The sequence below is a fragment of the Sphingobacterium endophyticum genome (assembly GCF_009733535.1).
GTDB lineage: Bacteria > Bacteroidota > Bacteroidia > Sphingobacteriales > Sphingobacteriaceae > Sphingobacterium > Sphingobacterium endophyticum.
In genome coordinates, this window is sequence record NZ_SMMI01000009.1 from 55,676 (window position 1) to 81,887 (window position 26,212).

General features: G+C 36.0%; 21 protein-coding genes. 7 read left to right on the top strand and 14 right to left on the bottom strand.

Features of this window, described 5'->3' with window-relative positions; genetic code table 11:
- Positions 1-9 precede the first annotated feature (9 nt).
- Positions 10-1,134 (top strand): aldo/keto reductase, encoded by a 1,125-nt coding sequence (locus tag E0Y80_RS12415; RefSeq protein WP_156307996.1) that lies wholly within the window; start codon positions 10-12, stop codon positions 1,132-1,134.
- A gap of 76 nt (positions 1,135-1,210) precedes the next feature.
- Positions 1,211-1,636, top strand: a complete 426-nt coding sequence (locus E0Y80_RS12420) for a putative quinol monooxygenase (protein ID WP_231596040.1) — start codon at positions 1,211-1,213, stop codon at positions 1,634-1,636.
- Positions 1,637-2,114: 478 nt separating this feature from the next.
- On the opposite strand, the gene E0Y80_RS12425 is transcribed toward E0Y80_RS12420, so the two are convergent.
- Together E0Y80_RS12425 and E0Y80_RS12430 are read right to left on the bottom strand one after the other, a co-directional pair.
- A complete protein-coding gene (locus tag E0Y80_RS12425) occupies positions 2,115-4,304 on the bottom strand; it encodes a glutamine synthetase III family protein (protein WP_156307997.1) in 2,190 nt (729 codons plus the stop codon).
- Positions 4,305-4,506: 202 nt separating this feature from the next.
- Positions 4,507-7,302 carry a S9 family peptidase gene (locus tag E0Y80_RS12430; protein WP_156307998.1) on the bottom strand — a complete coding sequence of 932 codons (2,796 nt, stop codon included), beginning with the start codon at positions 7,300-7,302 and terminating at the stop codon, positions 4,507-4,509.
- A gap of 99 nt (positions 7,303-7,401) precedes the next feature.
- Between E0Y80_RS12430 and E0Y80_RS12435 the strand changes: the two genes are divergently transcribed.
- Entirely contained in the window at positions 7,402-8,136 is a 735-nt protein-coding gene (locus E0Y80_RS12435) for an SIMPL domain-containing protein (protein ID WP_156307999.1), read from the top strand.
- A gap of 82 nt (positions 8,137-8,218) precedes the next feature.
- On the opposite strand, the gene E0Y80_RS12440 is transcribed toward E0Y80_RS12435, so the two are convergent.
- The 8 genes from E0Y80_RS12440 to E0Y80_RS12475 form a co-directional block, all read right to left on the bottom strand.
- Positions 8,219-8,509, bottom strand: a complete 291-nt coding sequence (locus tag E0Y80_RS12440; protein ID WP_197091584.1) for a GIY-YIG nuclease family protein — start codon at positions 8,507-8,509, stop codon at positions 8,219-8,221.
- 962 nt (positions 8,510-9,471) lie between these two features.
- Positions 9,472-9,921 carry a PepSY-like domain-containing protein gene (locus E0Y80_RS12445; RefSeq protein ID WP_156308000.1) on the bottom strand — a complete coding sequence of 150 codons (450 nt, stop codon included), beginning with the start codon at positions 9,919-9,921 and terminating at the stop codon, positions 9,472-9,474.
- 45 nt (positions 9,922-9,966) lie between these two features.
- Entirely contained in the window at positions 9,967-10,410 is a 444-nt protein-coding gene (locus tag E0Y80_RS12450) for a PepSY-like domain-containing protein (protein WP_156308001.1), read from the bottom strand.
- 75 nt (positions 10,411-10,485) lie between these two features.
- Entirely contained in the window at positions 10,486-11,769 is a 1,284-nt protein-coding gene (locus E0Y80_RS12455) for a sensor histidine kinase (RefSeq protein ID WP_156308002.1), read from the bottom strand.
- Positions 11,769-12,440, bottom strand: a complete 672-nt coding sequence (locus tag E0Y80_RS12460; RefSeq protein WP_156308003.1) for a response regulator transcription factor — start codon at positions 12,438-12,440, stop codon at positions 11,769-11,771. The genes E0Y80_RS12455 and E0Y80_RS12460 overlap by 1 nt, the downstream gene beginning before the upstream one ends.
- Before the next feature lie 55 nt (positions 12,441-12,495).
- A complete protein-coding gene (locus tag E0Y80_RS12465) occupies positions 12,496-14,580 on the bottom strand; it encodes a TonB-dependent receptor (protein ID WP_156308004.1) in 2,085 nt (694 codons plus the stop codon).
- A 38-nt stretch (positions 14,581-14,618) separates the two neighbouring features.
- A complete protein-coding gene (locus E0Y80_RS12470; protein ID WP_197091585.1) occupies positions 14,619-15,908 on the bottom strand; it encodes a BamA/TamA family outer membrane protein in 1,290 nt (429 codons plus the stop codon).
- Positions 15,909-16,020: 112 nt separating this feature from the next.
- Positions 16,021-16,905 carry a 1-aminocyclopropane-1-carboxylate deaminase/D-cysteine desulfhydrase gene (locus E0Y80_RS12475; protein ID WP_156308006.1) on the bottom strand — a complete coding sequence of 295 codons (885 nt, stop codon included), beginning with the start codon at positions 16,903-16,905 and terminating at the stop codon, positions 16,021-16,023.
- 64 nt (positions 16,906-16,969) lie between these two features.
- Here E0Y80_RS12475 and E0Y80_RS12480 point away from each other — a divergent pair, with 64 nt between their 5' ends.
- Positions 16,970-18,001 carry an RluA family pseudouridine synthase gene (locus E0Y80_RS12480; RefSeq protein WP_156308007.1) on the top strand — a complete coding sequence of 344 codons (1,032 nt, stop codon included), beginning with the start codon at positions 16,970-16,972 and terminating at the stop codon, positions 17,999-18,001.
- A gap of 14 nt (positions 18,002-18,015) precedes the next feature.
- Positions 18,016-18,879, top strand: a complete 864-nt coding sequence (locus E0Y80_RS12485) for an aminotransferase class IV (protein WP_156308008.1) — start codon at positions 18,016-18,018, stop codon at positions 18,877-18,879.
- A gap of 383 nt (positions 18,880-19,262) precedes the next feature.
- On the opposite strand, the gene E0Y80_RS12490 is transcribed toward E0Y80_RS12485, so the two are convergent.
- Positions 19,263-19,724: a DUF1572 domain-containing protein gene (locus E0Y80_RS12490; RefSeq protein WP_156308009.1), complete on the bottom strand. Its 462-nt coding sequence runs from the start codon at positions 19,722-19,724 to the stop codon at positions 19,263-19,265.
- Positions 19,725-19,846: 122 nt separating this feature from the next.
- Positions 19,847-20,437, bottom strand: coding sequence for a YceI family protein (locus tag E0Y80_RS12495; protein ID WP_156308010.1), 591 nt, complete (start codon positions 20,435-20,437; stop codon positions 19,847-19,849).
- 349 nt (positions 20,438-20,786) lie between these two features.
- Here E0Y80_RS12495 and E0Y80_RS12500 point away from each other — a divergent pair, with 349 nt between their 5' ends.
- Entirely contained in the window at positions 20,787-21,368 is a 582-nt protein-coding gene (locus E0Y80_RS12500; RefSeq protein WP_156308011.1) for an ankyrin repeat domain-containing protein, read from the top strand.
- Positions 21,369-21,391: 23 nt separating this feature from the next.
- Here E0Y80_RS12500 and E0Y80_RS12505 read toward each other — a convergent pair whose 3' ends face one another.
- A complete protein-coding gene (locus E0Y80_RS12505; protein ID WP_156308012.1) occupies positions 21,392-22,018 on the bottom strand; it encodes a hypothetical protein in 627 nt (208 codons plus the stop codon).
- Between the two features lie 350 nt (positions 22,019-22,368).
- Here E0Y80_RS12505 and E0Y80_RS12510 point away from each other — a divergent pair, with 350 nt between their 5' ends.
- Positions 22,369-24,051 (top strand): ABC1 kinase family protein, encoded by a 1,683-nt coding sequence (locus E0Y80_RS12510; RefSeq protein WP_231596041.1) that lies wholly within the window; start codon positions 22,369-22,371, stop codon positions 24,049-24,051.
- Between the two features lie 311 nt (positions 24,052-24,362).
- Here the strand turns inward: E0Y80_RS12510 and E0Y80_RS12515 are convergent, their stop codons facing one another.
- Positions 24,363-26,099 carry a thiamine pyrophosphate-dependent enzyme gene (locus E0Y80_RS12515; RefSeq protein ID WP_156308013.1) on the bottom strand — a complete coding sequence of 579 codons (1,737 nt, stop codon included), beginning with the start codon at positions 26,097-26,099 and terminating at the stop codon, positions 24,363-24,365.
- Between the last annotated feature and the right edge of the window lie 113 nt (positions 26,100-26,212).

The window sequence follows — 26,212 nt, forward strand, 5'->3', positions numbered from 1 at the left end:
TAAGCGAATATGAGTACAAACAACCGCAGAGAATTTCTTAAAATTGGAGCTTTGGCTGGTTTGGGTCTTATCAGCTCCAATGTTTTACAAGCTAAAGACTCAATCATGAAGGAATATGATGAAAAATTAATAGACCTTAAATCAGAAAAACGGATTTTAGGTCCGGGAAAACATCAATTGGAGGTTGCCGCAATTGGCCTCGGCTGTATGGGAATGAGTTACCATAGGAGCTTCGTTCCTGATCGTCAGATGAGCATTAATTTAATCCGTAATGCTGCTGATCTAGGTTTGAACTTATTTGATACTGCCGAAGCATATGGTCCTCATTCCAATGAGGAATTAGTTGGAGAAGCATTGCAACCCATCCGTAAAGAGATTCTGATTGCAACAAAATTTGGATTTGTTGATGGGATGCCTTCCAAAGGCCTTGACAGCAAACCAGAAACCATCAAAAGGGTAGTAGATCAATCCTTAAAACGCTTAAGGACAGATTATATTGATCTTCTATATCAACATCGAGTTGACCCAAATGTTCCAATGGAAGATGTTGCTGGTACAGTAAAAGAATTGATTCAAGCCGGTAAGGTTCGCAACTTTGGGTTAAGCGAAGCAAGTGCCGAGAATATTCGAAAAGCTCATGCTGTTCAGCAGGTAACCGCTTTGCAAAGTGAATATTCACTCGTCACAAGACAACCTGAACAGACTGTTATACCAGTTTGCGAGGAATTGGGAATCGGTTTTGTTCCATACAGCCCATTAAGCCGTGGATTGATTACAGGTTACATCAATGAAAGGACAAAATACAATGCCAGCAATGATAACCGTCCAGCATTACCTCGATATCAAAAGGATGCTATCATTGCGAATTGGCCCTTAATTGATACTTTAAAGGATTTTGGTGATATGCGTGGACTTACTGTCGCACAGGTAGCATTGGCCTGGATCTTGGCGCAAAAGAAATTTATCGTTCCAATTCCAGGAACTACGAAATGGGCTCATCTGCAAGAAAACTTTGACTCAGCATCTTATGAATTCAAGCCTGAAGAATTGCGAGAATTAACTGCTAGCATTGATAAGATCAAAATTGTAGGTGAAAGAGCTGTTGGACAACAAGCCCAGCAAATAAACAATTAAGCCTGATTATCCTAATTTTTATTGAGATGGATAATTTACTACCTTAATCTTTTAAATAGGTACTTAATTGAAAAACATGAAAATATTAAAGTCGATTATACTTTTCGTTCTTTTTTTAAGCTACATTCCTGCTTTTTCCCAAGGATTAGAAGAAATTGATTCAAAAGGAATGAATAAACAATTAGTCCGTATAGCAGAGTTGGAAATCTATCCTGAATATTGGGAAGAATACAAGGAGATTTTAATTTTTGAAGCTAAGGAATCTGTTGAGAATGAGGATGGGGTAGTTTGTATCTTCCCAATGGAAATGAAATCAGAGGATTTTAAAATTAAAATCCTCGAAATCTATGCTAATCAGAAGGCTTATGAAGATCATCTCAAGACTCCACATTTCCAATATTATAAATCCAATACATTGAAAATGGTCAAGGAATTAAAATTATTAGATATGAATGCATTAGATACTCAAACGATGCAAGCAATATTTAAAAAGAGGAAATAGACTATCAGATAAAAAACCGTAATTCTGGTATGCTAAAACGTAATATGTATACTTTTAAAAGTTTCGTTATTAGCATCTTTGAAGCTGTTAGTTAGAGTTATTAGAAAATAATAGCATCTATTTAAGGGGACTAGGGAAAAGTCCCCTTTTTATTTTAAAAATCCCGCCCTAAAACTCTTGATCTTAAAAATCCATTTGAAATTTTTGTTTTCTTCAAGTTTCGTTTGTGTTTTGCTCGTGTTTTGCTCGTGTCTCGTCCACAGCTTGTCCAAAACTCATTCGGAGCTCGTCCGCTCACAAGCGGACGAGCTGTGGACAATGTCCTCGCAAGGTGCGGATTAGACACGACCAAAACACGACTGTGACTAGGCCAAAACCCTAATTGGACAAAAAGAAAGTGGACAATAAGATGGGAAGGCAAAAAAAAAATGGCAGTACTAAAAGTACCGCCATCTATTTTAATTTGTTGTTTATTTTCTTAGTGAATGAATAATAACTCACGTAATTTTGGTAATGGCCATTTCGCATCATCAACGATTTTCTCCAATTTGTTCACATGGTAGCGAATTTCATCAAAGAAAGGTTTTACAACTTCGTCATATGCTATAGCTTTATCACGGGTATCTTCAATGGTATTAGCTTTCTTACGTGCTTGACGCATTTCTTCAGCTTTTTCCAAGATAATATTGACATGTTTTGAGATACGCTCTACATAATTTAATTGAGAACTGTATGCTTCTTTGTTTAAACCAAGATCTTTTAATCCTCTAACGTTTTCGATTAATTGATTTTGATAGATTAAACATGCAGGAGCGATCTGGCTAGTCACAACATCACCGATAACACGAGCTTCGATTTGAAGTTTTTTGAAGAAGTTCTCCAAAAGAATTTCGTGTCTAGCTTCTGATTCGCGTCTAGAGAAGATGCCTAAAGTTTCGAATAACTCTAAAGATTCAGGCTTCACATAAACATCAAGTGCTTTAGGTGTAGATTTAATGTTTGATAGACCTCTGTTTGCAGCTTCGATTTCCCATTCTTCGCTATAACCATTACCTTCAAAACGGATTGCTTTTGAATCTTTGATATATTTACGAACAACGTTTAGGATTGCTAAATCTTTTTTCGTTCCTTTTTTAATTTGTTTGTCAACTTCGATTTTGAATTCGATCAATTGAGTAGCAACGATCGAGTTCAAAATGGTCATTGGCAGTGCTGAGTTTGCAGAAGAACCAACAGCGCGGAATTCAAATTTATTACCAGTGAAGGCAAAAGGCGAAGTACGGTTACGGTCTGTGTTATCCAATTTCAAATCAGGAATTTTAGGGATACCATGCCATAAATTAGCATCTGCCTTTACTTTTTTAGCAACGCGAGCAGATTCAACTTCTTCAAGGATTTCGTCTAATTGAGAACCTAAGAAGATGGAAATAATTGCTGGTGGAGCTTCGTTAGCACCTAAACGGTGATCGTTTGAATGACTAGCGATGGATGCTCTCAATAAGTCAGCATGTTCGAAAACTGCTTTAATCGTATTAACGAAGAAAGTCAAGAACATTAAATTGTTCTTAGGAGTTTTTCCAGGGGACAATAAGTTTACACCTGTGTTTGTGATTAATGACCAGTTATTATGTTTACCAGAACCATTTACACCACTATAAGGTTTTTCATGCAATAACACTTTGAAGTTATGGCGGATTGCTACTTGTTCCATAACGTTCATTAGCAATTGGTTATGGTCGATTGCTAAGTTGATCTCTTCAAACATTGGAGCACATTCAAATTGAGAAGGTGCAACCTCGTTATGACGAGTTTTCAATGGAATACCTAATTTAAGGGCTTCATTTTCAAGGTCAACCATATAAGCAAGAACACGTTCAGGAATAGCTCCGAAGTAATGATCTTCCAATTGTTGTCCTTTAGCGGACATGTGACCGAATAATGTTCTTCCAGTTAATTGTAGATCTGGACGAGCGTTATATAATGCAAGGTCAACTAAGAAATATTCTTGTTCAATACCTAAAGAGGCGTTTACTTTAGTAACGGCTTTGTCGAAATATTGAGCAACATCAGTAGCTGCTTTGTCGATTGAAGCAATTGCTTTAAGTAAAGGAGCTTTATAATCCAATGATTCACCGGTATAAGAAACGAATACGGTAGGGATACATAAAGTTTTACCGGCTCCAGTTTCGAAGATGAAAGCAGGGGATGAAGGATCCCAAGCTGTATATCCACGAGCTTCGAAGGTATTACGGATACCGCCATTTGGGAAAGAGGAGGCGTCAGGTTCTTGTTGAACAAGCGCATCAGCATTGAATTTTTCAATAGCGCTACCGTCGCTGTCTGGCTCGAAGAAAGCATCGTGTTTTTCAGCTGTCGATCCAGTTAATGGTTGAAACCAGTGCGTATAGTGCGTTGCGCCATTTTCCAATGCCCAAGTTTTCATTGCCTGTGCAATGAAGTCTGCTAATTCTCTGCTGATTTGTCTTCCTTCGTCAATTGCTGACTTTAATTCTACGAAAGTAGGTTTTGGAAGGTAATCTCTCATTTTTGAGATGCTGAACACATTTTTATTGAAGATGTGAATAGCGCGCTCGGAATTTACCTCTGTTGTTTCGTTGAACATGTGTTTAGAGGCAGCTTCAACTGCTGAAAGTCTGGAATTTAACATGCTGTTATTATTTGATATTTTTAAGTTTTTGTTGATTGCTTAAGTATTTGTTCTTAATTTTTATCAAAAATATAGTAAAAACAGGTTAGTTGGATATTTTTTTTGAAAAAAAATATAAAAAATCAGAAAATTTCCTGTTTTTAAACAAAAATAGCTGGTGATTTTTAAAGATCACCAGCTATTTTAATTGGTTTTTGTAAAATTAGTCTACTTCAAGTCCCCAATCTATACCTTTTTCGGTTGCTTTGACACCTTTTTTAATCCAATTTGCGGCAGGTTTGCCTTTTAGATAATGATCAAAAAATTGCGCTTCGCGAATTTGTATATCCTTTCTGTTCTGTCTTTGAATTAAATTATGGTCATCACCGTTGTAGTTTAATAACCAAACCGGCTTATTTAAGCGTCTCAATGCTGTAAAGAATTCAATACCTTGATACCATGGCACTGCACCGTCGTTGTCGTTGTGCATGATAGCAACTGGTGTATTGACCTTATCCATAAAGAATAAAGGAGAATTCTCGATATAAAGATCACGCGCTTCCCATAGGGGTTTGCCGATACGGCTTTGCGTGTTTTCATATTGGAACTGTCTTGACATTCCTGTTCCCCAGCGAATACCACCGTATGCAGAAGTCATATTTACTACAGGAGCCCCTGCCCAAGCAGCGGCGTACATATTTGTACGGGTAATTAAATGAGCCACTTGATATCCACCCCAACTCTGTCCTTGAATTCCCATTTTTGTAGAATCTACCCATTCATTATTTCTAGCTAAATAGTGCATTCCAGAATTAATAAATTCTTCAGCAGATTTACCAGGATAACCTGTTTCATAACGAATATCAGGAGCAAACACGAGATATCCATTGCTTACAAAGTAAGGGATGTTTAAACGTGAAGGGGTAGGAGCAGGAGGTTGATAGGTATATAAGCCATCTGAGAGCGTTTCGTAAAAATAAGCTATAATTGGATATTTCTTGTTGGGATCAAAATCTTCTGGTTTATATAATATACCTTCCGATTTAAAACCTTTAGGAGTGGTCCAATGTACCAATTCTGCTGTTCCCCAATTATAGTTTGCTTGCTGAGGATTAATATCAGATAGTCTGGTTTCATTTTTGAAATTTAACAATACATATAAATCAGGAGAATTTTGATAATCCTCTTTCGTATAAATGATCTTGTCCAATTTATCATCAGCGCTAATCATTTTATAGGTATGTGCGCCAGACCAAAGTTTACTAATGTCGTTTTTATTGATTTTATATAGACCTTGATTCTTATCGATTTTGTTGAAGCCGCTTAGATAAATAGTATTTGAAGGATCAATCTCTGTGTAGTTTAATCTAGGGTCATCATTTTTATACAAATTTTCAATCCGATAAACCATTTGATTTTTTCTACCCAATCCATTTGTCAAATTGATTTTTGATTTTGCATCAAGGCTTATTTTCCAAACGTCAAATCGGTCATTTAAGTAAATAAATTTACCGTCTTTGGACCAACCGGCTATACCGTAAGGACCAGGTGCTGCAGGCACATCATTTTCCTCATCCACAAAGCTAACCTGAATTCCTTCGTTCAGCTGTTTAGTTGATTCGGATGAAATATGGTAGCTATACCAGTTTCCATTGCTTCTGTTAAAGTAAACGATATAATCCCCATTAGGAGCAAGGGATGCATATCCGGAGTTGGATTTGGTCACCAATTTGTTGTTACCTGTAAGCGTGGATACAGCATATATATCCGACCGTATACCTCCTTCCCATTGTGATTCGATTCTATATCCTTTATCTGAGGTTGCCATCGCCCATTCATTGTCAGCGTCGCCTGTTAAAGAGATTCTGTTGAATGTTTCATCAGAAAGTGGTCGAATATTTCTATTTCCCTGAAGATTAATCATCGCGGTGTAGTTTCGAGATTGATCTCGCTTAAGATTAACCAGTTGCATGGGTTGTAAATAGTCATCTTGCCAATGCCAGATATCAACTTTTGCATGTTCGAATTCGACTAAAGTGGTGTCTTTCACTCTTGGGATAGGTGCAAGGCCAAAGAAAAGTCTTTTCCCAGATTTGCTGAATGTTAAGTTTCCATCGCCAGAAACAGACCAATTATTCGGGATACCTTGACTATTTTTATCAGCGAGGATTATTGCCGAGTCTTGACCAGGCGTATAGTGGTAAAGTTTGAACTCCTTAAGCAATGATTTTTCAGGCGTTTTATCTGCCACAAAACTTAGTTGTTTGTTCGCATCATCAAATTTGAAGTTTTTGTAATTTCCTTTGCCATTACTGATTTTCTTCTTGGACTTATTAGCCAAATCCATAATAAACAATCCGGATTCGTTCAAACTATCTTTTTCAGGTCCTTTTATAGTGTAAACAAGGTATTTTCCATCGTCGCTCCAATCATAGCTGTCTGCTTTAATAATGTTACTTGTGTCGCCAGTTGTTAAATTCAGGACAGTTAATGTTGGGGTTGGTTTTTCTTTTTTGTTGGAGGCTTTGGATTTTGTAGTATCCTGTTTGCTCGGAAGTGTCATTTCGTTAAGAAATGCAATATAATCATTTCCCTTTCGGGCAATTTTATAGGATTTTACCTGTGCAAACTTGCTATTTTGATTTTTAGCGATATTAAAGACAAAAAGTGAGTCTTTTGGCATTTCATCAGGTTTTTTCTTTTTGATTTTTGCCTGTCTCACCTCTTGGAAAGGTGCTTTTATTAATCCGACTATGACTTTTTCATTATCGGTTAAAGTCAAATCCGCTCCACGAGGAATCTGAAGCAAACTTTGATTATTGCTATTTTTTAAGATTGAAGTACCATCACCTTCCTGCGGAGTAATGCTATAATAAATTAGATTTCCGGATTTGCTGATTTCTGGTTTTGCGATGCTCTTCCAGGAATCATAGACACTGTGGTCTATCGGTTTTTTTTGTGCGTAGGATAGGGAAATTGCACTTAAACCGAGGAATAATAAGCCAAATTTATGTTTCATATAATTTGTAGTTTGGAATACCAATAATACCCAAAATTTGCTAACTTCGGTTAGTTTAGCAGATAACAATTTTATTATAAATCTTATAAAGAGATTGAAATGAGAAATACAGGGATTATTATTGCGGTTATTGCAGGGATTGCTGCCATCGTCTTTGCGATGGTTTTTGGAAATGCCTATAAGTATAAATATAAGAATTCGAACACCATTAATGTTACGGGTAATGCGATGACCAATTTTGAATCGGATATTGTGAAATGGTCAGCTTCGTTTAGTAGAAAATCGATGGATTTGAGTGAGGCATCAGAACAATTGAAAAGAGACCGAGATTTGGTGAAGGACTTTTTAGTTCGTCAGGGGATTGCGGATAAGGAAATTCTTTTCAATGCGGTGAACATCAACCGTGATTTTTCGTATCATACTGATCCAAACGGAAATAGCTATAACACCTTTACAGGATATAGCCTATCACAGAATGTATCGATAGAATCTAAGGATTTGGATAAAGTAGCGAATGCATCGAGGGAGATATCAACTTTAATTTCGCAGGGAGTGGAGTTGAGTTCCAACCTTCCTAATTATTACTTTTCCGGACTAGAGGATCTAAAATTGAAATTGATTTCCGAGGCATCTCAAAACGCAAGGGTTAGAGCCGAGAATATTGCTAAAGAGGCAGGATCTTCATTGGGAGATTTAGTGAAAGCAGATTTGGGGATTTTTCAAATCACGGGTCAGAATGAAAATGAAGAATATTCCTACGGTGGGGCATTTAATGTTACTTCTAGAAAGAAAACGGCTAATATTACTGTTAAGACGAGTTATTTAAGCCAATAGGATATTAAAATTGGAAAATAAACAGGCCATGATTAAACTCTATGGCCTGTTTTTTTATGAAGATTGTTCATCTATTTATCGGTTAGAGCTTTTTTTTGGAATTTGATATAATTATTAATTCATCAAGCAGTCCTTTTATTAGCAGTTCTTTTTTAGCCCTTGACCATCCTTTAATCTGTTTTTCTCTTCTTGCGGCATCTTTGATCTTATCAAATATTTCATAATAAGCTAAAAATACTGGACGACGGGATTTGGTATAGTTTGGACCCATGCCTTCAAAATGTTCATTTAACCTTTTTTCTAGATTGATGGTACTACCTGTATAATAGCTATTATCAGAACATTTGAGTATATACATAAATCCTTGTGCCATAGGAATGAAATTATGAATTCAAAGGTGAATTTTAAGTTAAATGATTTTAAATTTTTTATTGGAGAGCTGGTATTTGGAAAGTTCTTAAAGAACTAGCTTAAGGTGAACTAGCTAATGGCCTGTAGGATTGCGATGAGAATTGGTTAGGGAATAAAAGAGTTGAACCTGGACGGTTCCTGAGCCGTTGGCCTGAATTAGCTGAAGGCCTGTCGAAGGACAAGTCCAGGATTAAGATGAGAATTAGTTGATAGTTAATGACAAGAATTGGTTGATGTTTAATATAGATGAACCTGGACGGTTCCTGAGCTTGTCGAAGGACAAGTCCAGGTTTAAGATGAGAATTAGTTGGTAGTTAATGACAAGAATTGGTTAATCGTTAATGGATTAAACCTGGACGGTTCCTGAGCTTGTCGAAGGACAAGTCCAAGTTTAAGATGAGAATTGGTTGGTGGTTAATGAAAATAACTTTTGCCCGCCCTACGATAAAACCTACCCGACTCAGGGACCTGTTCTTGCACTATATTTCGGCTTCGGCCTGAACCCGCCCTTCGATAAACTCAGGGACCGGGTTTAGGCCAGCGGCTCAGAGATCTGTTCTTGCACTATATTTCGGCTTCGACCTGAACCTGCCCTTCGATAAACTCAGGGACCGGGTTCAGGCCGACGGTTCAGGGATCTGTTCTTGCACTATATTTCGGCTTCGGCCTGAACCCGCCCTTCGATAAACTCAGGGACCGGGTTCAGGCCAGCGGCTCAGGGACCGGTTCAGGCCGGCGGCTCAGGGACCGGGTTCTTGCACATCATTTCGACTATTGATTGACTACTGCATTCCATATTCAATAAAAAAACAAAAATCAGGGTTTATCCCTGATTTTTTGTTTAAATATATGCCCCTAACAAACTTTATTAAGTTATACAGGCATCTAAATACTAACTACTAACTACTAACTACTAAATACTCCTTAGCTATCTATTCTAACGAAATTTCCGTTAGTATCGAATACAAGGTCTAAGCCGTTAGTTAATTCAACATCGTAACCATGTCTTTCTTTTTCAAGGCTGTTAATACCTGCATTAGGGTATTTTTCTTTTACGTATGATAGGATAGAAGTAGGGACTAAGGTGTCTGGAATGCTAGCGCTATCGTTTTGTGCTTCAATGTCCAACCAATCACCGTTTTTGTCAAATTTCACTTTGATACCGTTGTCTAAAAGAACATCATATTCTTTTCCTGATAAACCTTCTTTTTCTTCAACGACAGATAATACTTTGATGCCTTTGAAATTTTGGTTTAAGAATTGAGTCGCGGTAGTTGGTAGACCATTTTGGTCGATAACCGATTCTTTGTCACATGACATGGTTAAAGTTGCGATAGAAAATAATAAGGTAATTGCTAATAATAACTTTTTCATTTTTATTGTTTTAGATATAATTATTTAATGTAAGTGTTTTGCTTGTTAGTCGTCGATTTTAATAAAATCTGCATTTTTATTGAACTTTACTTCAATACCGTTTGTAAGCTCTATTTCATATCCTTTAGAAGATTTATTGATCTGCACGATATTGTTGTTTGGGAAGCTTTTTTGAACATATGTTTTTATTTTAGCTGGAACGATTTCATGAGGTACGGCTTTCGATTTAGCATCAACTTCCGTCCAGTTGCCATTATTGTCAAATTCAATTTCTGTTCCGCTTGCTAAAACAACCTTATATTCAATAGAAGAGAATAATTCTTTTTCTGATTTTGTTAATGATACATTATCAGCTCCATAATGAGAACTTATAAAGTTTTGAGCATTTTTAGGAAGATTGTTTACTTCAATAATTTTGTCTTGAGCATTTGCTTGGAAAGAAGATCCTGCGATCAATAAAACCAAAGCTGCTTTTATTAGATTTTTCATGATGTTTAATTCTTTGTTGAATCAAATTTCGATGTCAAATCTGGAAAGAATTGGGAATAATTGTGAAAAGGGAAATTATTTCAATTTTTTTATTTTGAAATGCTGTTCATTATTTCGGTATTCGTACTGAATTATATTGTTTGGGAATTTTTCTAGAATCGTTTGGACAATAGATAATCCTAAGCCATTTGATTGGCTATCCTGATTTTCCTTATGGAAACGTTGAAAAATATATTCAGGATTTAATGCCCCAGCATGACTGCCATTTGATATATCGATTTCATTTTCAGAAATTTCAATGTGAATAGATCCATTTTCCTTATTGTATTTGATTGCGTTCCTCAGGAGGTTAGATATGAGGATTTGAGCTAATTCTGCATTAAATTGGGATAGATAGATGCCATTTTGAACAACTTTTACATCAATTTCTTTGAATTGCACAATGTCTTCCAGCTCTGCCAGTTTTTGTAAAATAATTTCGTTGAAGCTGACAGGTTCAGTGTGGGTATATTGATTGTTTTCAATTCGGGAAAGCATCAATAATGATTTGTTGAGGGCGACCATCCTATGTAAGGATTGTTTTGCTTCGGCTATTTTTATAGTTTGATCCTCAGGAAGATTTCCTTCTTGAAGGACTAAGTCTAACTTTCCTATCGTAATGGCAAGCGGTGTCTGTAATTCATGTGAAGCATTTTCAAGGAAACGTTTTTGTTCTTGAAATACAGCTTCATTACTGTTGATCATTTTATTGATCTGTTGATTGAGTTCTTGAAATTCCTTAACCTTGGTTGGAATAGGTTCAAAGCTTTTAGTATGTCCAAACCTATAGTTACTTAAGTTTTGCAGGATTAGTTGAAAAGGTTTCCAACCTCTGCTCATACCAAAATAATTGATGGTCAAAATACTTAGAACAATCACTAAATATAGCACGACTAATGCGATGGCAAGATTTATTAAATAATCGTCTTCTTCTACAGTAGAAGTGCGAATGAGCAGGGTATAGGCCACTCTATCCTTAGAATAGAATCCTGTTTTTAGTATTCGGTAGGGTTCGTCTTCATCATCATAAGGCATGTACATCAATTCACGGCTGAAATGATTTTTGTCTATGTCTTCTTGAGGTTTAGAAGGAAGGATTTTGAAATTATTAAAGCCATAATCTTTATTAGATTCAATAATTTCAGGATTATTATAAGCTTCGCGTATAATCTCTAATTTTTGATTTTTAAGACCGTCATCGATATTATCATAGACTTCATCCATTAAGAAGGCATAAAATAAAGATGCCCATACCGCCATAATGATTAAGATGGTGATAGCAAGAAATCTATTGGTATAATATTTAATTGAAACAGCCATTATATAAGTTTGTATCCCACTCCATAAACTGCCTGTATGTCCATGTCGGCCTTTGCCTCTTTAAGTTTTTTACGAATATTTTTTATTTGTGAATAGATAAAATCAAGGTTATCTGCTTGATCGGAGTTGTCACCCCATACTGATTCGACTAAAGTCGTTTTTTCCATTAATTTATTTGGTCGAAGCATAAAATAGTAGAACAAATCAAATTCTTTCCTATTTAAAGAAATGTTATTTCCATCAACTGAAACTTGTCTACTATCCGGATTAAGGGTGACATTTTTATATTTTATAAATTGTTCACCATCCTGAGCATTTCTTCTTATAATTGATTTTACCCTTGCTAAAAGTTCTGCTAAATGAAATGGTTTTGCCAGGTAATCATCGGCGCCTATTTCGAGTCCAAGCACTTTGTCTTCAACAGAATCTTTTGCTGATAGAATGATGACTGGCTGTTTTTTATGTTCAGATTTTAGCTTTTTTAAGATATCCAAACCACTGCCACCGGGAAGCATAATGTCCAATAAGATGCAATCATATTGGTAATTCATTACTTTATCCAGTGCCGAATGGTAATCCATTGCAGACTCGATGAGGTAATTCTCAGATTTGAGGAATTCCTCAATGGTCTGGAGTAGGGGTACTTCGTCTTCTATGATTAGTATCTTCATATTATGCTACAATTTAAGGGAATAATTCTGTAAAGAATCTGGAATTATCCAAAAACTATAAAATCACCTTAATTCCAGCATAGAAGTTTCTTGTTGGAGCTGCATTAAAATATCGATTACCCATTGCATTTATATCATTTCCAAGGCTATATTTTTCATTGAGCAAGTTGTCTGCCCCAGCAAAAATTTGAAGATTATATTTATTTGTGATGGGTGTTAACCAGGATACCTTTGCTTGGAGAATGTGATATTTATCAGCGTTTACTGTATTTGCATCATTTAATGAGATGCTTGATGTGAAGTTATGTAATAAATTAATATCTATGTTTTTAACAAATTTAAATGACAGGGTGTTTGCCCAAATCCAATTTGGAACTGAAGTGACCTTGTTTCCATTAAAGTTATTGTCACCGATGACATAATCTTTAAATTTATAGTCTTGATAAGTTAGGTTTGAAGAAAGTATCAATCCCTTTAGAAAGTTGCTGTACTCTGAACTGATCAATTGAGTAAGAATATTAGCTTCTATGCCTTTTTGATCTATTTTCCCGGCATTAACAAAATATTCACTTCCAGATTCATTCAGTTGTCTAATGATTCCATTATCCATTTGATAGTTATATGCAGATAAATCTGCTATAAATCTTCTATTTTTACTTTCATATCTGATTCCTGCTTCATAATTAATTCCAGTTTCAGCTTGAAGATCTTGATTTATCTTATTGTCAGAGGATCGTACTTCGGCAATTGTAGGCGTGGAATATCCTTTAGAGATAGATGCTCTAATAGAAAGATTATTTAATGCGGCATAAGAAAGTCCAACTCGCGGCATCCAGGCATTGTTAAAATCAATTTTTCCATTTACCTGTCCTTCATCAGGAATGTTTCTTTTAAAATTTATGGTATTGAAATTCAATCCAATGGAACCTTCAGCGGTGAGTCTATGATAAAGTCTGGTTTTTAGACGATAGAAATAGAAATGTTGTCCATTTTCTAAATTATCATCATCTGTCAGGGTGCCCATTACCCCTAAGTCATTTTCGTGGTTTTTGACATGATACCAACCTTTTTGAGCTTCAGCACCTAATTGCATTTCCCAAAGGAAGTTTTCTTTCTCTTGATTTTCATAGGATAGGTAAGTCCTTAGGCCAATATTCTTTTCATCACGAAGTTCATAGTTGGTAATAAAGGGATTTTCTATATCTGTGCTGCTTCCAAAAATGGAAATTACATGTTTTAGATTCTTGTTTAGCTGGTACTCGTTGGTAATTCCTCCGATCCAAGTTTTATTATATATTGCTGCTTTTTGATCTTTTGCACTAGGGAATGGTCCGCCAGCAGGTCTTGCTTGGGTAGGATCTTCATCGTATTGTAGTTGGGTCAGTGCTCCGGGTGTCTGATATCCTAAATCAGCATAGAGGCCAAAAAATTTAAGTTTACCTTGTTGATTATATTTCCATTGATGTGCAGTTTGGAAAAACAATTTATCCATAGCCGTGTGCTGTCTATACCCATCTGAGCGTAAATAGGCTTGATCGAAAGAAAAACTATAATTCTCGTTAACCTGATGGTTTATTTGCAATTGTTCGTGGAATAATCCAAAAGAACCACTTGATAACATTAAGGATTTTTCATTATTTATTGGCCCAAATCCTTCAGGAATAAAACGAATAACACCTCCTGAATTAGGTCCGAAAAGGGATCCGTCCGGTCCTTTAAGGATCTGAATTGCATTGACTCCAACTGGATCTAAGATATTGAGGTAAGTGTTTCCGCTAGCATCTGTGAAAGGAATTTCATCTAGGTAAATTTTAGTATTTCTAACGCCAAAAGGAGATCTGAGCATACTACCACGTAATGCTAAACGGTAGCTTCCCGGAGATCTTTCTTCCATTCTAAGGCCGGTTGTTGTATTGATTGCGCCTAAGAAACTATTTGGTGCTTGAGATTCCAAAAGTTTCTTGGTAACTACTTTCGCAGCACTGGTTAAATCAAGCATACTTTGCGAATTAAAATGAGCTTTGATCTCAATAGGAACGATTTCGTTAATGCTGGTATCAGTATTAACTTCCTGTGCTTGGCTGTTTATTAATGATAATATACTTGCGATGGTTATAAGTGCAACCTTATTTTTAGACATGAATAAATATAATTTATATGTTTCTGATATATAGACTTTTAAAATGCTTCATTCAAACCTAAGAATAAGCCGTGCTGTCCGAATTTTCCGAAAGCATAGTCAATACATAGATTTGTTCTGGTGGCTTTGTTGAATAATACTCTTAAACCTGCACCAGCCGCAGGTTGCCATTTTTTGAACAGGTTGGTGCCCATCAAATCATTTGCAGTTTGTACATTGGCAAATACGACACCACTTAAGAATTGATTTCTTAAAATTGGATATCTATATTCAATTTCCGAATAGAAAAATGATGTCCCTTTAAAATACCCCATGGTATATCCACGACCACTTCTGGCATAGGTATCTTTCGCAGTTCCTGGTAGATCTATATAAGGAAGCTTTCCTCCAAGGTTATAGGATCCAAAATTCCAGAAAGCAAATACATGGTTTGGATGGTCAGTTGATAGTTGCCAGTACTTCCTTAAGTCAGTTTGTAATTGATATGCATTATGAGTACTGCCAAGCCAAGTTTGGTTCATTCGGAGAACCATATCAAAATAATAGCCTTTATAAGCGGAATTAGGATTATCCCTAGTCATATATTGCATGTTGACCATAAATCCATTGTTATTAACCCGGGTAGGGTCAAAGTCATTCCAGCGGCTATATATTTCCACTGGAGACATGTTCTCCTGGCTTCCGATGGTACTCAAGTTTCTCTTAAGCTCGAAGAATACCCCTAAACCAACAAAAGCACCGGGGAATAATTGTTTATAAACTCTTTCATTTATGGTGTATGCCATGTATTTATTGACATACCGTTGCCTATCAGGGTTATTAAGGATTAATTCTTCTTCATTCGGATTTTCAATAGTTCCCCCAATTCCCAGGCCATAATCAAGTCCTACAGCTTTCGCAACCATAGCCCCTCCTTTAATATTCCATTTGTTACCTGGGGTATAAATATCATGCAGGAGGTATCCAACGATAATTCCTCTAGTTGTCGCACTCAGGGCAGTAGCAGCAATTGACATTGTTGTATTGGGTTCATTTCCTAATACTTTTCCAGCAACCGCTTTAATTCCAATTTGAGCTCCAATGGAAGGGTTATAATTTATATTAGGGAGGTATGAAATCGCGGATCTTTTACCAGATGGTTTTTTATCACTTTTTTTAAATGGGTTGATATCTCTTATACCGTCAACAATATCATATAAATGAGCGGTTGGAAGGATGCTATTACGTTGTTCCTTCGTACTTACGGTATCATGGATTTCAATTTGAAGCGCATATGATGGAAGTTGAGCTAGGATAAAAATTAATAAGTACAATAGCTTAGTGCGCATTTCCATTTATTTTGTTTCTATGGGTTGATTTAGATGGTTTTTAGAATGAATTCTAAAATGTAAAAGTATTACAATATTGTGATTTCAGCTTAAGAATATTGTCATTTTAAATTTAAAAATGATCTAAATGACCCAATATTCCAGTAATTCCCCCTGTATGAACCACCAATATTTTGCTGTTCGGCTTAAAATAATCCTTATTAATGAGGTCATAAACAGCATACATTAATTTCCCAGTATAGGTTGGTTCAATCATGATTCCTGTTTTACAGGTAAATGACTTAATAAAATCAATCAATTCAGGTTTAACTTTTGCATATCCCGAAAAATGATAGTCATTGTGTAATATTATATTTTTAGGGTCAATCTTCCATTCAATAAATTGATCCTTCAAAAAATCGGCACCTTTTAAGACAGGTACAGCATGTACTTTGGTTGCTTTATTATTTTGTTGAATGCCTAGTTGAATTCCGGCAACAGTAGTTCCGGTCCCTGCTGCAACAAAGATATGGTCATATTCTTGAGGTAACTCAGCCACAATTTCGGAACATCCTATTAATCCCAACTCAGATTTGCCTCCTTCATCAATAAAAAGGAATTCATCAGCGCTATGGTTTTTTCGGAATATTTCAGCTTTATCGCGATATGAATTTCGGTCAACAAATCTCAATTCCATTCCATATATACGGCACATATCCAATATTGGGTTTCGGATTTGTTCCCCACGGACATAAGCAATGGCATGGAAGCCAAACTGGGCTGCTGCAGCAGCTGTAGCTAGAAGGTGGTTTGACCATGCGCCGCCAAATGTCACTAAAAACTTGATATTATGTTCCTTTGCATATTCTAACTGATGTTTTAGTTTACGCCATTTATTACCTGAGATAAAGGGGTGAATTTTATCATCTCTTTTAATAAATAAAGATATTTCCTTATTGAGAAGAAAGGGGTCAACGATTTCTTCTACTGGGCTGTAAATCTGAAAAGGAATAGTCATGGGATAAAATTATGCTTTTTTCTTTCAGGAATCAGAATGATTATAAAAATGCTACTTTTGCAGGATGGTTGATAATCTGGACAACGAACAAGACGAACAGGAGCTTTACGAGCATTTAAGGATTGTTGCTGATAAAGGACAAGCTTTATTACGCATAGATAAATTTCTGATGAATAGGGTTGAAAATACTTCAAGAAACCGTATTCAAAATGCTATTGATGCAGGTACAGTCAAAGTTAATGATAAAGAGGTTAAAGCGAGTTATAAAGTTAAGCCATATGATATCATAACCGTTGTATTGCCAGATCCACCAAGAGATACAGAAGTCTATCCAGAAGATATCCCTTTGGATATAATCTATGAGGATGATGATGTATTACTTGTCAATAAAGAGCCAGGGATGGTTGTTCATCCTGGATTTAATAATTATACAGGAACCTTGGTAAATGCATTGACTTTCCATTTGAACCAATTACCTACATTACCTGGGAATACGGGCAGGCCTGGATTGGTCCACCGGATAGACAAAGATACCTCAGGATTATTGGTCATTGCGAAGAATGAATGGGCAATGACATTTTTGGCGAAGCAGTTTTATGAACATAGTATTGCGAGGAAGTATGTCGCAATGGTTTGGGGTGATCTAGTAGAAGATGGGACAGTTACCGGATATATTGGACGAAATATGAAAGATCGTCGCATAATGGATATGTATGATGATGAGGAGAAGGGTAAGTGGTCTGTTACGCATTACCGTGTTTTAGAGCGTTTGGGTTATGTCACATTGGTAGAATGTCAATTAGAGACAGGACGTACCCATCAGATTCGAGCACATATGAAATCAATAGGACATCCACTGTTCAATGATGAATCATACGGTGGAAATAAGATATTGAAAGGGACATCATTCAGTAAGTATAAGCAGTTTGTTGAAAATACATTCAGTTTGCTGCCACGTCAAGCCTTGCATGCCAAGAGTTTAGGATTTATTCATCCAAAATCTAAGGAATTTTTGCATTTTGAAGTACCAATGCCGGAAGATTTCCGTTTAGCATTAGAGAAATGGAGAAGTTACAGCTCAAATAATCAAAGTTAGATTCTTAAAAATTTATGCCAGCACATTACATTAACTACAACGGTACTGTGGTACCTCAAGATATGGCTATTCTAGACGTAGATAGCCGCGCATTTCGTTACGGGGACGGGATTTTTGAAACCATGCTTTGGAAAGACGGCGATGTTCGTTTTTTAGATCTGCATCTTGAACGTTTGCACGAAAGCTTAAATATGCTTCATTTTGAAGACGTGGATCAGTTTGACTCCTTTTTTGTACGTTCAAGAGTAGAAGAGCTTTTGCGGAAGAATAATATGGTTGGTCAGCAAGCTCGGGTTCGATTAATTGTATTTCGTGATGGAGGAGGACTTTACAGTCCTGAGACCAATAAACCTGGATTTATTTTGCAGGTAGACCGCAAACCAGAGACATTAAGAGATAAAAAGACCGGATTAATCATCGATGTATATACGGAGTATAAAAAGCCTTATAGTGAGTTGTCTAAGATTAAATCAAATAATGCATTGATTTATGTGATGGCCGGATTATTTAAGAAGAAAAATGCATTTGATGAGGTTTTGATTTTAAATCAGTCTGGAAATTTATGTGAGGCCTTGGTGTCCAATATTTTTGTTTACTATGATAAGGTGCTGTATACACCAGCACTTTCTGAAGGCTGTATTGCAGGTGTTATGCGTAGAGTAGTCATGGATATTGCACAGGAGCAGGGGATTGAAGTTGTCGAAGCGGAGATTAAGCCCGAGATTATGAAAGTTGCTGATGAGATTTTTTGTACCAATGCTGTTGAAGGAATTCAGTGGGTTATGGGATATAAACATAAACGCTACTTCAATAAGATTTCCAGGATTTTCCAGGAACGATTAGTTTCTTGGAGTTATGAGGAAGAAACGGGGGAGTAGAAGATAGGCAAAAGTCTTAGACATAAGACATTAGACAAAAGACAAAAGAGATAAATGGTTTCCAACGCTGAAGCGTTGGAATGACAGAAGCTTATTTTTTTAGGGGGCGATTTTCGGGGGAATTAAGTTGCGGCACGCCGCAACTTAATTCCCCCGAAAATCGCCCCTCCTCATCAACGATATGCGTGTCATTCCAGAGCTAAAGCTCTGGAAACTATTTCTAAAAACCCCTAGCTAACATGTCACTCCTACGGAGTTGTTTTGGAATTAACGCATTTTCCAGACCCGCAGGGTCTGGCTATAGATATGACATCCCGATGGGATTTTTAAGAAGAGACAAGGAGATTTAGACTTAAGAAATAAGAGCAGAGCCGAGAAGGCTGTTAAGAGTTTAAAAGTTTTTTGAGAATCACAATTTGTCCGAGGTGATAGTAACTATGTTCTATTTGGCCTTCGATGTTACGGAGATAGGTTCCGTATTTAGGGTCGAAGAAATCGCTTTCGAGGGTTTCCTTAGAAAGGCTTTCTATATGCTGCGCAAATAGTTCAGCTTGGTTGAAGAGTTCAGTTTTTAGAAGTTGCCAGTCTGTTTCGGAAAGTATTTCTGGTCGGTTAAAGCTTAGGTTGTCTTTAATTTCCAGGTTACCTGTTTTGAAGAAATGGTTGATTCCTTTGATGTAGTAGGTGATATGGTAGGTTAAGTCGGCAATACTATTTAAGGAAAGATATTTAATTGTTGCCATTTGGAAATTAACATTTGAGAGTTCCATTTCCCAATTGGTGTTTGCAATCCAAGTTCCATGGAGAATAACTTCTCTAAAACGGTTAGCTAATAGTTGGTTCATGGTAATGATTTGGATTTAAAATATTGAAACTAATATAGTTAAATAAAATAAAAAGGATGGCTAGAAATGGCCATCCTTTATTATTTAAAGTTATTGTGATTTTAAGATGAATCTCAATAAAATTAGTTTTTAACCAATTCAACATTTACAGTGATAGCCACTTCAGGGGCAACTGCATCAATTCCTGCAGGTGTTTTATCAGCATATTTAATGTTGTAGTCAAAGCGGTTAATTGTTGTTTTAGCGGTGAATCCGGCACGAGTTTTACCCCAAGGGTCGATAATCACACCATTATTCTGAACAACATCAAAGGTTACAGGTTTTGTCACATCTTTAATCGTCAGATCAGCTGTTAATTTAAATTTTCCTTTGCCTGCTTTTTTCAGTTTAGCATTGCTTAAGGTCATTTTAGGGAATTTTTCAGCGGAGAAGAAATCATCGCTTTTCAAGTGGTTGTCTCTAGCTTCAATTCTAGTATCGATGCTATTTACATCAATATCGAAATTTACTGTAGCATTATCGAAGTTTGTGGAATCAATAGATTCAACATTACCAGCCAACTTTGTGAATTCACCATCAACAAAAGAGATACCTAAGTGTTTAATCTCAAAACGAGCATTTGAATGGGCAGGGTCAACAGACCATTTAGTTTGTCCAAAAGCGATATTGCTAATTAAAAATAGGGATGCCAAAAGGCTTAAAATAGTTTTCATATTGTATAATTTTTATTTCGTTTCTTTCAATACTGCAAAGATTGCTAATTAAAAAAGGTTGGGCATTGATCTATGTTAATAAATGAAAATTTTAAACAAATTGTTTTTTCATACATGATTTATAGCTAAATCTCTACAATAAAATATAGATATCAGTTAACTGTGATGTAAAGGAAAAATTAAATATATTTAATGAGTTTTAAGGCTTGAAAAGCAATTTTACAAGAATTAAAGATTGTAATTGAGGAATTGAAATAAGTGGATAAAATTGGTTTAAGGAGAAATTTAAATAAAAGCGGTTTTAGGAGTTTTCTTTATTGAAAATAATATAGCACATAGAAAAGTAGAAATGAAATTGGATTCAGAAATAGAGAGTGCGGTTAAGCGAGGGGACACCGGCTTTCTGGAAAAATACCTTAATTCAGAGAATGTGAATGAAGTTAATGAGCAGGCACAAAATCCATTAATGATAGCAACCTATCAAAATGATTATTCGTTGGCTGCCTTATTGGTAAAGAGGGGTGCAGATCCAAATCAACAAGATGAACTACTGAACAGTCCATTTTTATATGCTGGGGCATCAGGATATTTAGATTTGGTTAAGCTATATTTAGCTTATGGGGCACGTTTTGATGTTTACAATCGGTATCATGGTACTGCGCTTATTCCTGCAGCAGAGAAGGGACATGTTGAGGTTGTTCGATTGTTAGCACATACTAAAAATTTCCCCATCAATCATGTTAATAAACTAGGTTGGACTGCGATGATGGAGGCCGTGGTTCTAGGAGATGGGAGTAAAGATTATGTTGAGATTGTTAATATCTTATTAAAAGCTGGGGCAGATAAGAACATTCCTGATAAGGATGGTATTTATGCTATTGAGCATGCAAAGCAAAAGGGCTTCAACGATATTGTTGAACTCTTACACTAACATACACAAAAGTTTGAAGGTTTCTAATTTCTACCTAATTTTTTAAGGACCTTTTCAAGTCTTTTACGTTTGCTTTCTTTTTCAATTTCATCCAATCTGTTAGCAATCGCTGAACTGAATGGAGAAGAGTTGTTTTTTCTAATTTTTGGTAATGCCATTTCGGCATACATAGGAAGTTGATTTGTTGGACATTCTTTTAATTGGTTTATAAGCGAATTAAAAGAACGTTCTTGCAATTCTGGTATATCTAAAAAATTGACAAGTATAGCTATATAATTATCTCGAGTGATAACCGACCCCTGCTCCACGACCTGCTCTAGAGTCAATATATTTTCGGAAATTTCTAATGGTTTTATCCTAGAGATTGTTTTTATGGCCGTCATTGCTCCCCATTGTAAACGGTTGTTTTTACTTTTTAAAGCTTCTACAAATTCAACTAAATAATTTTCAATCAAAGCAGGGGATAATTCACCAATTTCATAAAGTACTTTAATGCTGTCGTTTTGAAGTTCTTTCTGTTTACTATTCATCAGTTTAATTAGTTCAGAAATTGAATGGTTATCCTGTTTCTGAACAATTTCTTGAGCCAATTCAATATTCGGTTCTTCATCACGTCTACCATTGGTAGAAGCAAGTCTTTCTTTAATCATATTTAGATTAGTTAGTGACTAAATTTACGAGAAAAATTAGCTTAATTTATTATAATTCGAGAAAAAAATGAATAAATTGAAATCACTGGTTCTCAAGGAGAAATTAGGGGATTATTATTCATTTCCTTAAAAAGGAAAAATAAGTCAAAATGAAATAAGAATAATAGCTAATATATAATTGAATTTGTTGAAATACGTTGAATATTGTAGAAATTATATTAATCAAATAGAAGTAATGAAGGTGAAAAAGCAGGGCTATTTGAAAGGGATTAATGATGATCTGGCAGTATTATGGATTGAAAATAGATAAAGGATCTAACAATCAATTTTTAGAATGTATTGTTTAATGAATGTATAAGGAGAAATTGATGAAGCATATCAATGGGTTTCAAAAAATAAAACGTGTAGGACAGATTTTAAAAATATTGTCAAAGCATGGTTTTGATGAGGTTATTTCGAGGTCGAATTTAGATCGGATTTTGCCAGACAGCTTTTTATTCTGGAATAGCCATGCACGTAAGGTTTTCGAGGAAGATTTTAATATCAGAGTTCGCCTGGCATTGGAGGAACTTGGTCCAACCTTTATAAAATTGGGTCAGCTTTTAAGCAATAGGCCAGATATTATACCCAAGGATCTGCAGGAAGAGTTGGTGAAATTGCAGGATGATGTTGCAAAAGAAGATATAGATATCCGCAAGAGATTGGAAAATGAGCTCGAAGTTAACCTTGATGAGCATTTTCTTTCCATCGATCCTAAGCCTATTGCATCTGCATCTATCGCCCAGGTATACCGAGCAACGCTTCTCAATGGGAAGGAAGTTGTTTTAAAGGTAAAGCGTGAAGAAATTGATGAAATAATTCAAGCCGACCTTGACTTTATTAAAGATCTTGTAAAGTTATTGCAAAGGAAATATGAGGTTGTCTATAAAATGAACCTTTATCAAATTGCACTTTCATTCGAGAGCTCATTATTAAATGAGCTATCCTTTACCAATGAATTAAATAACATAGAGCGATTTAGGCGGAATTTTTTGGAGAACAAAGACGTTTATGTCCCAAAGGTTTACCGGAAATATAGTACGGATACCTTGATATGTATGGAATTTATAGACGGGGTTAAGGTAAATGATATATCAGGGTTTGAAAAGTACGGACTTTACACAAAATCTGTCCTTCAGAATGTTTTGGATTTATATTTGGAACAAGTTCTTATGCATGGGTTCTTTCATGCAGATCCACATCCAGGCAATGTATTCGTAAATAAGCGTGGCCAGATTGTCTTTATTGATTTTGGAGCGATGGGATTTATGATTCCAGAAGACAGAAAGATAATAGAGTCTATGGTTTTGGATTTCCTGGCAAATGATGCAAAGAGCTTAATCAAGAATATTAAAAGACTTGCAGTAGCCCATCATATAGAGGATGAAAGACGTTTAGAGCGTGATGCTTATGAAATTTTTGAAATGATTAAGCAGAATGCATTAGATGATATTGAGATTTCAGTGATGCTACAAAAATTGAATATCGTTTTGCAAAGCAATCATATTCTACTTCCTGATTTTATTTACATTTTATTGCGGGGAGTATCGATTTTGGAAGGTACAGGGAGGCAGTTGGATGCAGAGTTAAATGTTCCTGAAAGTATTGAGCCATTTGCAAAGAAAATTGCTGCACAAAAATTTTCTTCAGAATATATTTTGGGACAATTAAAGGAGAAGGCAAAATTTGCAAAGGATGTATTAACGGAGGTTCCGTTGGATCTTTTAACTATTCTTGAGAAAGTTAAAGATGATAAAATAACCGTTAACCACAAAATGCAGGATTTTGACAACCTTCAGCTGATTTTGCATCGTATGGGCAATAAGTTTTTATTGTCAATCTTAGCGATGACTTTTGGGGTAGGTGCTAGTATTTTAGCCCATGGACGTGTTGGATACCTATTATGGGGAATTCCGCTATTGTCATGGTTTGGATTTATTATGAGTTTTATATTATGTTTTGCGCTTTTGAGCCATCTTTATAAGAGTAAGTGAGGGGTAGACAATAGACATAAGACATAAGACATAAGAGCCGGTATGGGTGTTATTGGGTGATTATTATGAGTATTAGGCAAAAGACATAAGACAATAGACATAAGACTTAAGAGCCGGTGTGGGTGTTATTTGGTTGGATATTTTGAATATTAGGCAAAAGTGCCGATATAGAACAGAGTATGTATTTAAAGGGCCGATTTTTTGGGAAGTTTTTGCGGCGTGCCGTAAAAAAATTCCCAAAAAATCGGTACATCTTACACTCGTTATGCCTGTCATTCTTCATCGCAAGATGAAGAAACTATTTAATTTAATTAAAACATTCCTTTTAGGTGTTTATAGTTTGATTTGATCGTGTCAAATACTTCGTCCATTCGGCCGCCTAGGATTAGTTTACTCATGCTTTCGGTCATTCCCATTACTTGGCTTGGGGTTATATGTGAAGGCATGGCTAGTGCGCTTGGGTTCGTGAATATATTAAGTAAAAAGGGCCCATCCACTCTTAAAGCTTCTGAAATTGCTCCACTCACTTCTTCTGGTTTGCGAATATTTAGTGCTGGAATTCCATAGGCTTCCGAAAGTTTTGCAAAATCGGGGTTAATCATATCTGTTTGATTGTCTACGAGTCCGGCGACTTGCATTTCAAGTTTTACCATACCTAGGGCACGGTTATTAAACACTATAATTTTAACTGGCAGGTTGTACTGTTTGATTGTAGCAAGATCGCCTGTCATCATGGATAGACCTCCATCCCCGCTCATTGCAATGACCTGCCTTTCAGGATGAGCTAGTGCAGCTCCTATAGCCATAGGCATAGCATTTGCCATACTTCCATGGTTAAAAGAACCTAAAAGTTTACGGTCACCGGTCTGGTGAATATATCTCGCTCCCCAGACGCAAGTCATTCCAGTATCCACTGTGAAAATAGCATTCGGACTCGCATAGGTATTGATGATGTCAGCCACAAATTCCGGTTGAATTGCATTTTCAGAACCATTGTCCTCAACATATTGATGCAGATTTTCCTCAACTTTTTTATAGAATTTATCAAAGGAATCCAAAAACGCAGTATCCTCACATCCATTTAATAAGGGCAACAATGCCTTAATAGTTTCTTTAATATCCCCAACAGCTCCAATGTCTAATTTGCACCTACGCCCAAGTCTTTCTTCTGATGTGTCAATTTGAATAATTTTATTATCCTGAGGCATAAATTCATCATAGGGCATATCTGTACCCAATAAAATAAGAACTTCAGCTTCTTTCATCGCTTGGTAACAAGAAGGTATACCTAATAATCCAGTCATTCCAATATCAAAAGGGGATTCTAATTGTGCATTCATTTTACCACGGAAACTATAACCTACCGGGGATTTAAGCTTTTGGGCCAACTGTCGCAATTCTTCTCTTGCGCCAATAGCACCTATGCCTGCATAAAGTGTGATTTTCTTTGCTTTATTTATGAGGTCGGCAATTTGCTTTAGCTCATTGTCATTGGGTCTGATAATTGGATTACAACGAAATATTTGGGTTGAAGTAATTGATTCTTTTGCCTTCAGTTCCGATACATCCCCAGGAAGTCCAATCACACTAACAGCTTTATTAGAAATTGCATGTTGTATAGCAGATTGTATAATTCTTGGAGCTTGTTCCGCTGTAGTAATTAGCTGATTATAAGAACTGCAGTCATCAAACAACTTGTAAGTATTGGTTTCCTGAAAATAGTCCATACCCATTTGGTGAGTAGGTATAGTAGAGGCAATGACTATTAAAGGGACATGTGCTCTGTGGGCTTCATAAACACCATTAATTAAATGTACATGTCCGGGTCCACAGCTTCCGGCGCAGCAAGCTAATCCATCTAATTCAGCTTCTGCAGTCGCAGCATAGGCACCCGCTTCCTCATGACGAACATGAATCCATTTCATTCTTCCGTCTTTCATGACGGCTTCATTAAAATAATTTAAACTATCTCCAGTAACGGCATAAACACGCTTTACTCCAGCTTCTACAAGCATTTCAACTAATTGTTCTGCTACAATTTGAGCCATATTAATCGTTTTAAATGGTAACCATTTAACAAACAGATTTTAAGGGTATTAGTTTCAATAAATTGTAAAAGATAAGTTTATGCTGTGGATATCAAAAAAAGAAAAAGCGGCTT

Excerpts from the sequence above, each read along its gene's own strand:
- E0Y80_RS12415 (WP_156307996.1), top strand. The coding sequence starts at position 10 with ATGAGTACAAACAACCGCAGAGAATTTCTTAAAATTGGAGCTTTGGCT.
- E0Y80_RS12420 (WP_231596040.1), top strand. The coding sequence starts at position 1,211 with ATGAAAATATTAAAGTCGATTATACTTTTCGTTCTTTTTTTAAGCTAC.
- E0Y80_RS12425 (WP_156307997.1), bottom strand. The coding sequence starts at position 4,304 with ATGTTAAATTCCAGACTTTCAGCAGTTGAAGCTGCCTCTAAACACATG.
- E0Y80_RS12430 (WP_156307998.1), bottom strand. The coding sequence starts at position 7,302 with ATGAAACATAAATTTGGCTTATTATTCCTCGGTTTAAGTGCAATTTCC.
- E0Y80_RS12435 (WP_156307999.1), top strand. The coding sequence starts at position 7,402 with ATGAGAAATACAGGGATTATTATTGCGGTTATTGCAGGGATTGCTGCC.
- E0Y80_RS12440 (WP_197091584.1), bottom strand. The coding sequence starts at position 8,509 with ATGGCACAAGGATTTATGTATATACTCAAATGTTCTGATAATAGCTAT.
- E0Y80_RS12445 (WP_156308000.1), bottom strand. The coding sequence starts at position 9,921 with ATGAAAAAGTTATTATTAGCAATTACCTTATTATTTTCTATCGCAACT.
- E0Y80_RS12450 (WP_156308001.1), bottom strand. The coding sequence starts at position 10,410 with ATGAAAAATCTAATAAAAGCAGCTTTGGTTTTATTGATCGCAGGATCT.
- E0Y80_RS12455 (WP_156308002.1), bottom strand. The coding sequence starts at position 11,769 with ATGGCTGTTTCAATTAAATATTATACCAATAGATTTCTTGCTATCACC.
- E0Y80_RS12460 (WP_156308003.1), bottom strand. The coding sequence starts at position 12,440 with ATGAAGATACTAATCATAGAAGACGAAGTACCCCTACTCCAGACCATT.
- E0Y80_RS12465 (WP_156308004.1), bottom strand. The coding sequence starts at position 14,580 with ATGTCTAAAAATAAGGTTGCACTTATAACCATCGCAAGTATATTATCA.
- E0Y80_RS12470 (WP_197091585.1), bottom strand. The coding sequence starts at position 15,908 with ATGCGCACTAAGCTATTGTACTTATTAATTTTTATCCTAGCTCAACTT.
- E0Y80_RS12475 (WP_156308006.1), bottom strand. The coding sequence starts at position 16,905 with ATGACTATTCCTTTTCAGATTTACAGCCCAGTAGAAGAAATCGTTGAC.
- E0Y80_RS12480 (WP_156308007.1), top strand. The coding sequence starts at position 16,970 with ATGGTTGATAATCTGGACAACGAACAAGACGAACAGGAGCTTTACGAG.
- E0Y80_RS12485 (WP_156308008.1), top strand. The coding sequence starts at position 18,016 with ATGCCAGCACATTACATTAACTACAACGGTACTGTGGTACCTCAAGAT.
- E0Y80_RS12490 (WP_156308009.1), bottom strand. The coding sequence starts at position 19,724 with ATGAACCAACTATTAGCTAACCGTTTTAGAGAAGTTATTCTCCATGGA.
- E0Y80_RS12495 (WP_156308010.1), bottom strand. The coding sequence starts at position 20,437 with ATGAAAACTATTTTAAGCCTTTTGGCATCCCTATTTTTAATTAGCAAT.
- E0Y80_RS12500 (WP_156308011.1), top strand. The coding sequence starts at position 20,787 with ATGAAATTGGATTCAGAAATAGAGAGTGCGGTTAAGCGAGGGGACACC.
- E0Y80_RS12505 (WP_156308012.1), bottom strand. The coding sequence starts at position 22,018 with ATGATTAAAGAAAGACTTGCTTCTACCAATGGTAGACGTGATGAAGAA.
- E0Y80_RS12510 (WP_231596041.1), top strand. The coding sequence starts at position 22,369 with ATGTATAAGGAGAAATTGATGAAGCATATCAATGGGTTTCAAAAAATA.
- E0Y80_RS12515 (WP_156308013.1), bottom strand. The coding sequence starts at position 26,099 with ATGGCTCAAATTGTAGCAGAACAATTAGTTGAAATGCTTGTAGAAGCT.